At 57.4% G+C, this 10,241-nt stretch carries 10 protein-coding genes; 5 read left to right on the top strand and 5 right to left on the bottom strand.

Features of this window, described 5'->3' with window-relative positions; all coding sequences use genetic code 11:
• The 3 genes from OXS27_RS30695 to OXS27_RS30685 all read right to left on the bottom strand — a co-directional run.
• Positions 1–518, bottom strand: a 518-nt coding sequence (locus OXS27_RS30695) for an AAA family ATPase (protein WP_267361438.1), incomplete at its 3' end; no start/stop codon positions are given.
• Between the two features lie 36 nt (positions 519–554).
• Positions 555–881, bottom strand: a complete 327-nt coding sequence (locus OXS27_RS30690) for a hypothetical protein (protein ID WP_267361436.1) — start codon at positions 879–881, stop codon at positions 555–557.
• Entirely contained in the window at positions 878–1,558 is a 681-nt protein-coding gene (locus tag OXS27_RS30685) for a ParA family protein (protein ID WP_267361434.1), read from the bottom strand. The genes OXS27_RS30690 and OXS27_RS30685 overlap by 4 nt, the downstream gene beginning before the upstream one ends.
• Positions 1,559–2,005: 447 nt before the next feature.
• On the opposite strand from OXS27_RS30685, the gene OXS27_RS30680 reads away from it, so the two are divergent.
• The 5 genes from OXS27_RS30680 (at position 2,006) to OXS27_RS30660 (ending at position 8,605) form a co-directional block, all read left to right on the top strand.
• Entirely contained in the window at positions 2,006–2,752 is a 747-nt protein-coding gene (locus tag OXS27_RS30680; protein WP_267361432.1) for a GntR family transcriptional regulator, read from the top strand.
• 54 nt (positions 2,753–2,806) lie between these two features.
• A complete protein-coding gene (locus OXS27_RS30675; protein ID WP_267361430.1) occupies positions 2,807–3,361 on the top strand; it encodes a hypothetical protein in 555 nt (184 codons plus the stop codon).
• Positions 3,362–4,128: 767 nt separating this feature from the next.
• Entirely contained in the window at positions 4,129–6,834 is a 2,706-nt protein-coding gene (locus OXS27_RS30670) for a DUF5906 domain-containing protein (RefSeq protein WP_267361428.1), read from the top strand.
• A 136-nt stretch (positions 6,835–6,970) separates the two neighbouring features.
• Positions 6,971–7,234, top strand: a complete 264-nt coding sequence (locus tag OXS27_RS30665) for a hypothetical protein (protein ID WP_267361426.1) — start codon at positions 6,971–6,973, stop codon at positions 7,232–7,234.
• 693 nt (positions 7,235–7,927) lie between these two features.
• On the top strand, positions 7,928–8,605 hold the full coding sequence (locus OXS27_RS30660; RefSeq protein ID WP_267361423.1) for a recombinase family protein: 678 nt from the start codon (positions 7,928–7,930) through the stop codon (positions 8,603–8,605).
• Between the two features lie 325 nt (positions 8,606–8,930).
• Here the strand turns inward: OXS27_RS30660 and OXS27_RS30655 are convergent, their stop codons facing one another.
• Positions 8,931–9,560 carry a DUF4276 family protein gene (locus OXS27_RS30655; RefSeq protein ID WP_267361421.1) on the bottom strand — a complete coding sequence of 210 codons (630 nt, stop codon included), beginning with the start codon at positions 9,558–9,560 and terminating at the stop codon, positions 8,931–8,933.
• Positions 9,560–10,241 (bottom strand): AAA family ATPase (locus OXS27_RS30650; protein ID WP_267361419.1); only part of this gene is annotated, 682 nt, incomplete at its 5' end. The genes OXS27_RS30650 and OXS27_RS30655, both read right to left, overlap by 1 nt.

Here is a 10,241-nt window from a genome sequence, read left to right as displayed (position 1 = left end):
GGGCTACGTCTCGCAATAAATGTAAGAAAAAGCTCATCTTGTTCGACAGAATTTAATCTATTCAGATTGAGATCTTCCATAGAACTAACTATGTATAAATTTCCAGTCTCGTCTCTCTTGAAATGTGAAGTTTGATCCTCTGGTTTTACATCATTCTTGTATCTATCCCGAGGGTGCGGACCAATCCAATAGCCGGTTTCCTCAACTATTCTATACTGACCTTTGCTCGATGATATAACGACTTTATAGTTTCCTGATCCATCAACATTCTTGAAAGAAATGTCTATAGTTATATTATAGGGCCTGGTACGTGACCATTGTCTAAGGCTATCTATGCCGTGCCTCTTCGTTACTGCCGTGTCAATGTCATCAACCGCACAGTCTCTTATGAAATACAATGCGTCCAATATATTGCTTTTTCCGGACCCATTGGGCCCAACGATGACATTAATATTCCTAAACCTCAGACTGGTTTCATGAATACTTTTGTAGTGTGATACAATGGCGCCTGTTATCACTTTAAATATTCCACTCTTGAATGGGGGCTGCGCTATCTATCGCCGGTCCGGTTGCGCTTGGCGCTTCAAATCCATCAGCTTCCCGAAACCTTCGCGATAGCTCATGCGCTCCCGCCCGCACCATTCGATAAATTCGTTCACGTCCGCCACAGCGGCACGCAGATTAAATTGTCCTACCGGCCCTCCTGGACCCGGTTTGGGTTTCCGCTGAATTGTGGTGGTCTCGCCGTGGTCCGCGAAGGCTTCCCGCGAGACAAAACCCAAATCCTCGCCCGTCCGGTCTATGGCCGACATATCCGCGGGCTCGCGCCGGGTTTTGTTGGGCTGGATATCTGAAAAACCGAATGTGGCCTCGTCGCTCACGCGGCTTCCCCTTTTGCTAGCTGGCGCACCACGCTCACGATTTCCGCGGCGAGCTTATCGGCATTTTTGATTGCAGCGGGCAGGCCACTCACCTTTTCCGGGTCCAACTCAGCCAGCGTGCGTTTGTAGGCAAAAAGGGCTTTGAACGCAGCGCGCTCGTTTAAGTGGGCGGAGAGGACGGAAATTCCCGTACGCTGCATTTCGCCGACGATCGCCTTTTCGGCGCGCGTGGGGATCGCTGGTGACGTGCGTGTGAAAAGAACCCGATAGGGGATCGGCCGCCGGATCACCTGTTCTTCTTCACGGATGAGCCCCACGGCACGGGCGGCCTGCGCTGCGTCCACGGCGGAAGCCTGCATCGGTATCAGGACCAAATCTGAGCGAGACAGAGCCCGGGAAACCATTCGGCTCGCGGTGCCCTCCAGGTCCACCAGAACGAATTGTCGTTCGGCACTCTCGGCATCGATCGCCGAAATGATTTCCCGCTCGCTGATTTCGGACAGCACCTTGAGGCCAGTGCGGTTAGACCCTTTGCCCCATGTCGCGATGGGCTGATTTGGGTCGCAGTCCAAAAGGGTGACGGTCGCCCCTTTTTCCGCAAGCGTGCTTCCGAGCACCAGGGCCGCGGTGGATTTGCCCGCCCCACCTTTGGGGTTGGCAATCGAGATGACAGGCATAACGCCGATCCCCTGTCAGAGGCGGAATTTCGGGACCGAAATTCACGGAAGGGATATTACCGCCTGCGCGTTAAAAGAAAATCCTCCAGCGACGGTCCAACCGAACTGATATCATTTGAAAGCCTACGCATCCGGTTCATTTCGTTTGGAGAGGAACGATACGGTCACGGGTTTAGGTTGACGTGACTATGAGGTTCGGCCGAAATGCCAGCTTGGCGCCCGAGTCGCGCCGATCGTTAGGAGATACCGCCGCGCGATAGACCCTGAAAAGCCAACGGCCCCACCCCTGGCAGGGTGAGGCCGTCGAAAACCTAGGGCCTGTGAGGGCCAACCGAATTCCCCTCACAAGCCATATGACCCCCTCGGGAGTCAAGCCGGAATGGCAATTCCGGCAACGGGTAGGCTTTGCCTGGACCCTGGAACGCGGCCCGTGAGGGACCGTGCAGAATGTTTGCTGAGGAAATCCGCCGACGAGCGGAGGCGGCCCCGTGCGCCGCGTTGCCGGCCATCACGGCTACGCTGTGGCGTGCCTATGGGGAAGGGAAGGTCTCGGAGGCGGAAGCGGAGGCCCTGTCTGCAGTGATCGAGGCTCGGCGGAGCGTCCAGCGCGCCGCGGAGGCTCCTACGCTCGCGCAGGCGGCCACTAGGGCAACCGCGGGCTCCCGGCCGCGCACGGACGCCAGCCTAGAGCGCCGCCGCCGGTGGGCCGCCTCAGGGCGCCTCCCGCCGCAGCTCGCGGCACGGTTCACATTGGCCGAGCAAGCCGCCCTGGCCCTGGTGTCAGCCGAGACCGCCCGGCGGGGCGATTGCCGGTTGTCTGTGGGCCAGATCGCGGCCGTGGCCGGCGTGAGCGAGACGACCGTGCGGAACGCCCTGCGTGAGGCCCAGCGCCTCGGGCTGGTGACGATCGAGGAACGCCGCCTCACAGGCTGGCGCAGCGATACGAACGTCGTGCGGATCGTCTCGCCCGAGTGGACAGCCTGGTTGCGGCTGGCGCGACGCGGCGAACGGGTCTCGGGCTTGAAGGGGGGAGGGTGCAAATCCCCGAACCCCACGGATACAGATTCTCAGAATCGAGGGAAAAGCGCGTTAGCGGAAGCGTCAAAAGGCTGCCGAGGGGCGGCGAACGACTCTAACCAAAGCGAGCCATCGAGAATCCGTGTGCCCCGTGCAGCTGGTCGAGCCATGCGGTAGGCGCGTGCAGCCGGGCGGTTTACAGAACGACCGGATGAAAGCTGATTTCGGGACTTGCCGGGGCTGAAACCCACCGGCACAGTGCAGCACCCCTACGCGGGGTATTCGAGCGGTGACGGGCGATGTTGGAAGCATCGCGCCGCCACCTCACCGCAGCCTTGGGCAAACAAGGGAACGGCTGAAATCATGGAAAACCGGATAGACGGTCCGCGCAACACGCTGCGCGAAGAATCTGAACGCGTGTCTGCACCATCCCCAACATGGCTCGACCGCCGACAAGCCCGGTCCCCCGATTGGGGCAAGCCCCGTAGCTCGCTGCATTCCTCCGGCATCGAAAATTCCCGGGTGCTCACGAAGCGCGCCCGTGCACATGAGGTCGAGGCTGCAATCGGCACGAGCCACCCGGAAATGCCGGTTGAGGATTATATCCGCGGCCTCACCCGCCTTGTCCGGAAACCGCCGCGTACGGCCACCGTGCGGGAAATAGGCGGGGTTCCTGTCGTGCTGTGTCCGGGCATTCCAGTCGGGATGAGCGCATTCCGCACGGTGGTCGGCGTGAGCGCATTTTCCCTAGAGACCGGCTCGCTAATCATCGCCGTGCCGAATTAGACGTCCGGTAATTCCAAGATGGCCGCAAGCAATTAGTGAGCGATTTTTCAGGGGCGCCTACGGGTGCCCCTTTTTAATTTTCGACCACGGGAAATAAACCGGGCATTTATTCGGAGTATATGCCTCGCCTGGTGCCGGACTTACTCAACAACTCATTCGCCAGCGGCCTTTTCTGAGCCGATGACTTTTGTTAAACAGTAGCTCCTGACGTGAATATATCTGGTATTTGGTATACCAGATACACGGCAGTCGAGCGTTTCCGTGCGACGGCCCCTTCCGCGCGATGGCTCACCCAGCCCTGAGCTAATTCGCGGAGTGTGTTCCGATGAGAGGTCGTTTGTATTTCGTAGATTTAGGTCGAGACCTAAAAGATACGAAAAGCGATGATGAGTTGCTTGCAATAGCTTTAAGCGAACCAAACAGAATTTTCGACGATTATTACCGATCGGATTACAACGAAGATTGGGGGGCGGAGGAAATAAAACTTTTTCCGGGTGTAACTAACCATAGAGTAAAACAACGTAAACAGCGCGTGTTTTTGCTTATTTGCCTTTTTGCGCCTCGGTCGGAGAAGGAAGCCGATTGTCGTGAACGGGCTTTGCTTCGGTTCGCACCCGATGACCAAGGGCCACCGCCGGCGTTTCACGTCGAAGTGACCATTACTCCAACGAAGCGGGGGCGTGCCCGCTAAGACAACGCCCCCGCCCCCAAGGCACACCGACGGTAGACTCTCTCAAAATCCACTATCGTAACCGGAAATCACCCTAATGAACGCGCAGCTCAAGTCAACGCCGAGTTTCGGCGAAGCCACACGTCGTTTTCGTGAAAATGGAATTCCTGAAAAAGCACTAATCCCCATTGCACCGCACGATGCCGAGATTTCCGGCACGGGCAGCTTGAACCCAAAAAGCCTAGGAAAAGCCCCCGGGAAATACATCCCGCACAAGCGGGCCTGGTGCGGGCTTGCGAAAAACAGCGATGGCGCTCGGTACATCCGTGAGGGGGCCGCTGCACAGGACGTGCGCGAGCGCGCGAGCTACCCAACCCGCAACGTCGGCTTGTTGGGGCGATACTTCCCTGCGATCGATAGCGACGCAGAGAGTGAGGACGCGCGCAGACTAGTAGAAAGGGCATTGGTACAGTCCTTCGGCACGGATGCTGACACCGTGGCCGAGCGCGTGCGCGGTGATGGCTCGCGTCGGCTCTACGCCTTTGAGCATGTGAGCCCGGATGATCCCGAGGGCCGCGTGCAGTGCCCGAGCTTGCAGTACCGCCTACCTGGCGATCCGGAGGGGAAGTTCCCACACGCGATCGACTTCATAGGCTTCGGCAAGCAATCCGTGGCGGCCGGCGTCCACCATAATGGGCGTGACCTGTATGAATGGCGCCAGGATTTCGACCTGTGCGACCTGTACCGCCGGAAAAAGCTCACGCAGATCAACAACGACGGAATGCACGGGTTTCGGGCTGTCGTGGTCGAAATGATCGAGGGCGCCGGCGGCCAGGTGCAGAAAGGCGCCCTTGGCGGGGGTGGTGGTGAGTTGCGGGATTATTCCGCTGACGAACCCGCCATGCCCGTGGACGCCATTTTTCAGGGGCTGAAAAGCTGGCCGAACAACCGGGAGAAATTCCCGACCCACGAAAGCTTCGTTTCGATCCTTGCAAAAATCCTGGCCGCCCTCGGGAGGGAAGCCGAGGTCGAGCGCGAACGGGTCCAGGCGTGGGCGTGCGAGGACTTAAGCCTTTGCCCGGAGGATTATTTCGAGCGAACCTGGAATAGCTTCGGCGGGGGTGTCGGACAAAGGCCCCACGCGCTTGCGATGTTTCTGCGAGACAAAGGCGTTGTGGTTGATTTTCCCGCCCTTACGCCAGATGAAGAAAAAGGACCGGCTGAGAACAAAGCTGCTCGGAAGGAAGCCCGAGTGCCGGCCCGCGACGCCGTAGCAGGCCAGTACGTTTTCGCCCGGGTCAATACCGACACGGACGATGGGTCATTGCGCATGCGGGACGTGCTGGACCCGTCCGTGGAGTTCCCAGCGCTTAGTTGGTGGCTTTTAAAATCGGACGACCCCAACACACAGCTTGTCCGCGACCTCCATAATTCTTACGGCGAAAAAGACGACAATTTCTGGACTTTTATCCGGGATATGCGGCGACACCACCCAGACCGGTTTTACACCGGAAAAACGCGCAACCCGCTTTACGATCGCGGCGAAATCGTCTGCGAAAAAGATGGCGGGGGCGTAATGGTCCGCGAGCTAAATATGCGGTTCATTTCGCCAGTTATCCGGCATGCCAAGCTGTCGAAACTCGACCCGAAGCAAGCGCGCGAGGACGTGGCCCGCATACTCGACTTCATCGCGCGGATTTTTCACGACCCGAAACTGGTAAAATACGAATTAGATACCCTGGCGTTTATGGCGCAGTCGGGCCGGCGGCCCGGGCATATGCTTTTGCTGGTCGGTGACAGCGGCGTCGGAAAGTCCACCTATATCCAAATGCTGATTTCCATGTTCGACGGCACCGGAAAAGACATGGGAAGCCAAATCGACGGTACGAAAATCACGAACGAACAGGCACGGCGGTTCGCGCTCGCGAAGGTCGAGGGGTGCCGCATCATTTCCATCAAAGAGCTACCCGAGGGATCGACTGCGTCGAACATGGCCGCCGTCACGTCCTCAATAAAGCAAATGGTCGATCCGGGCACTGATGGCGACTACATCGAAATCGAGCGCAAGCGGAAAGACACGGTGAGCGTGCGGAATTTCGCTCGGGTCGTGTCTACGTCAAACTATGCAAACGCGCTAAAAATCGAAAAGCACGACCGGCGCATCTTTTTCGTCATGTGCGGGATCACTATTGATACCAAGCCGGAGGATGATTTTTATTCCAATCTCAACGACGTGACTGGCAGCCCGAAGCGCCTTGCCGCGTTCTGGCGCTTCCTGTTGGCCCGGGACGTGTCGCATTACGACGCGGCCAAAGCACCACCTGTCACTAGGGAAAAAGCCGAGGCGCAGATTTTGGGATTGCCGGCGTGGGATCGGCACTATGAAGCCGCGATCGAGACCCTTCGCGCCGGAAAGCGGTCGTTGTTCGACCTCGGCGAGCTTGGGGAGTTGATGACGGCGATGGGGGAAAACGAATACGTGCAGACGGACGGCGACGTGGATGACCGCCGGCAGTACGACTTCGGGAGGGACGGGTCCGGGGGTGGTGCAGCCAACACGGCAAAGCGGCTGGAGCGCTATTCGGTCAAGCTGCTACGGCCGAAGGTCAACGGTGAACGCTTACCGCCGGTCTACGGGCTCCGCACGGCCAGGCCGCTTATCGACAAGTTGGCCAGTGCCGACCGGGACGATGTCCTGGAGGCGCTGGACCGGGACCGCGATGGATGCACGCTTCCCCGGGTGCACCCGGTGTCCGATCGGTTCAACGGCCCGTTGAAGCCCGCCAGCGGTCGGCGGCAGTAGCTCCCCGCTCACTACAGCGCAGGAACAGCCCGGGGCGCCTCACACGGCCGCTCCGGGCATCGTGAAGGGACTTCCCACCCCTGTCATGGCGTCGCCGCAGTCGAGCCCCTAAAGCGACGCCATGACCCGGCGCCCCATGACCCTAGACTTATTCGACACCCTCCAGGTCGTGGACGACGATGTGACCGCGGTGGTGGACGCCTACCTGGCAGAGCCCACGTGCGGCATGGTCTCGTTCGGTGAGGGCTACCGGCTCGACCCCGCGGCGGCTGTCGCCCTGCACCCATTCGCCCGGACATTGCTGCACCAGCCGTGGGCGAGCGCCGATCTGCGCCGCGCCGCCGTCCGTGCCGCAATCATGGTCGCACAGCCGGAACGGGCTTGTGCCTGGCGGCGCTAGCTCCCCGACCGTGCAACTAACGAGCTAGCGAGGGCAGATAGCTCGCTAATTCCGCGCTAGTGGCTGCTACCGCCTATTTGAGCCGGCTTTCGGCGGTTTTCGCCGAATTAAGCCGAGATAACGGGGCGGCGGGAGATTGCTCACGAAATATCTCAATTGCCATACCTCTCCCGTGGACCGCCTCAGTGTCCTTTGGACCGCCAGTGGACCGGCGATGGACCGGGTTTGGACCGGCTATGGACCGCCAAAACGTATCTAAGTAATTGAAATATAACAAAGTGACTTAATATGGATGCTGCTAGTACGCGTGCGCACACACACGCACCTACACGCCCAATAATTTCCGGGCGTTTGGCGGTCCACTCATGCCTTTCAATGACTTAGGTGCGCTTTCGCGGTCCACTGGCGGTCCACGGCATTTAAGTCCGCTAGCTTCGGAGCTAATAATTATGCCCCGTGCTGGTAATTAGCGATGCGATGCCCGTCGGCGCCGGGTGGTTGCAGATTGTCAAATCGCTATTTGCACGGCCGGGGCTCGATACCCGCGGGCGGGCGGGCGCCGATCGGATGGCCCGTGCCGAATTAAGCCGACGCCGCGCAGAAATCAGCACGCGAAGGGCTTGAGGAGCACAAGCTTGAGTGTTACATATCTTGTAACGAACGTAATTAGTTTCGTTACAGGGGTTCGCGCTCATGGCTCATGGACAGTTCATTGCCTACTACCGGGTCAGCACGAAGCGGCAGGGCGTGAGCGGTCTCGGGCTTGAGGCCCAGCAGGAAGCCGTTCGCAGCTACTTGAACGGCGGCAATTGGCAGCTCCTGGCCGAAGTGGTCGAGGTCGAGAGCGGCAAGCGCAATGACCGTCCGAAGCTGGCCGAGGCGCTGAAGCTCTGCCGTCTGCACAAGGCCACCCTGGTTATTGCAAAGCTGGATCGGCTGGCGCGCAACGTGGCCTTCGTCTCGGCGCTGATGGAAGCGGGCGTGGAATTTGTGGCGGTGGATTTCCCGCAGGCAAACCGCCTGACCGTGCACATCCTGGCTGCTGTGGCCGAGCATGAGGCCAAGGCCATCTCTGAGCGTACCAGGGCGGCCCTCGCCGCTGCGAAGGCTCGAGGCGTGAAGCTCGGCAACGCCAAGGGGACGGGCGCCGTGATGACGGAAGCCCACCGAGTAAAGGCCGCAGCCGCTAAAAGGGCTAAGGCGGATGAGCGGGCAACCCTGCTGTCGGACGTGCTAGCCGAGGTTCAGGCCGCTGGTGCTACATCCTTGCGCCAGATCGCGAGGGCTCTCAACCAACGTGGTATCCCTACAGTGCGCGGTGGCGAGTGGTCAGCGGCGCAGGTCTCGCGGATGCTGGACCGGGCGGCATAAAATTCAGGACCGCCTCTACTCAAATTCCAGGCGAAAACCCGGTTTAGACCCCCCGGGTGCCAAGAGGCTCGACCGCCATCTTTATCAGGGTGGGCACGAGCGCCGTAACCGCCAATTCAGCCGAGAAACCCTTTCGACCCCCCACCCGGGGACCTTTTCTGGAAAAGGGATACCATCGAAAAATTGCGGTTAGACTTTTGCCGGTGACCTAGGACGCCGCAAGAAGAGCCGCTGAATAGCACCATTACCTTTTGCTCGGACGGCACAGTGCAGTTGCTGAAATCGTCTCGCTGTATACCCTAGCTTCTGTCTTCGCGTAAGTGCATCAGGCTTGCAAATGCCCGTCACAGGCCTCAACTATATCTGAGTAGCTAAGTGACGTTATGGATTTAAGTAGCTTTCGGAAAGACCTGTCTACTAAGCCAAGCTTGTGAACGTTTATTTTTTGTGTAAACAGTAATTGATCCCTAATTTGTCGATACTTTTTTGACGTACAGGCTTTGGACAAACGCTCCTTCGCCCCTCTAATAGAACTATGATTTTCTATTACGCTACCAGGGGCAATACCATATTCAGGCAGAGCTTGTGCTATTGACGCTAGCTCACCTAGCAACCAAGCCTCATACTCCCTGATACAGAAGCATATATGGATCGATTTTCCAGTTTCATCCGCAATTGGTTTTGCCCGACCATTAAATTCGTCTGCAAATTCTTTCGCACATCCATCGTCAAGATCGACAACTAGGATAATTTCTTCGGCTTCGTCTCTAGTTGCAGCTAACCGCAGATATCTTTCCAGTTCGCCTGTACGTCGAAGCTTCTTTGCTTCTCCGGCACGGATAGGTGGATCAGAAGCTACAAGCTGAAGGCCGAAAGCTGCGGCAGATTTTGCGATAAGAGAAGGAATTGATTTAACATCGCCTTTTCCCTCAACAATCAAGGCTATTTTCTTCATCAAAAGAAGCCTTCAGCGAGCAAAAGCTCGCCAGCAGTAAATAGTTGTTGCTTGATTACATCGAGTTGCCGGCGTTTAACGTGACCACACTCAGTCACGCCCTTATTAAACCTTGCCCAGATCAAGTCTTCTGGATCGAATAGATCGATAAAAGTTGGGCTATGTGTTGTCACAAAAACCTGTCGTTGCCGCCTAGTTCTAGCGGTTACAAATGATGTTATGGCTTCATGGAGCACTGTGAGCGCGCCCGGATGTATCATTTGTTCTGGTTCTTCAACGCCAATCCTGTTCGGCGCATTTGGTTGATAAAACGCGGCGAGTAGCCCTAGTGTTCTTAGTGTACCGTCGGAAATCTGGGATAAATTAAAGTCATGGAGTTCGCCGCTGTTTTCCTGCACACGAAGTACCGGCACATAAAAACCGGCTGCACTTTTGACTTGAAAGTCAGAAACAATAGGCATCATAGCTTGCAAAGCTGCTATGATATCCTCTTTGTTGGCGGAGAAACGTCTACCACTATTAATTCTTTTCAAAACTGATGCTAAGTTGGATCCATCCTCAAGTAAGGTACTCTCCTTCGAGACAAGCTGAGCCTGTCTAAGTGTGTTGGGATATATATTATATTTTGAGAAAGATGTTACCTCATCTGCAATCGGCTTGAAGGGCATGTATCCCACGAGA

The sequence above is a fragment of the Methylobacterium sp. GC_Met_3 genome (assembly GCF_026540775.1).
GTDB lineage: Bacteria > Pseudomonadota > Alphaproteobacteria > Rhizobiales > Beijerinckiaceae > Methylobacterium.
This window is presented reverse-complemented; position numbering and strand designations above follow the sequence as displayed.

Excerpts from the sequence above, each read along its gene's own strand:
- OXS27_RS30685 (WP_267361434.1), bottom strand. The coding sequence starts at position 1,558 with ATGCCTGTCATCTCGATTGCCAACCCCAAAGGTGGGGCGGGCAAATCC.
- OXS27_RS30680 (WP_267361432.1), top strand. The coding sequence starts at position 2,006 with ATGTTTGCTGAGGAAATCCGCCGACGAGCGGAGGCGGCCCCGTGCGCC.
- OXS27_RS30670 (WP_267361428.1), top strand. The coding sequence starts at position 4,129 with ATGAACGCGCAGCTCAAGTCAACGCCGAGTTTCGGCGAAGCCACACGT.
- OXS27_RS30665 (WP_267361426.1), top strand. The coding sequence starts at position 6,971 with ATGACCCTAGACTTATTCGACACCCTCCAGGTCGTGGACGACGATGTG.
- OXS27_RS30660 (WP_267361423.1), top strand. The coding sequence starts at position 7,928 with ATGGCTCATGGACAGTTCATTGCCTACTACCGGGTCAGCACGAAGCGG.
- OXS27_RS30655 (WP_267361421.1), bottom strand. The coding sequence starts at position 9,560 with ATGAAGAAAATAGCCTTGATTGTTGAGGGAAAAGGCGATGTTAAATCA.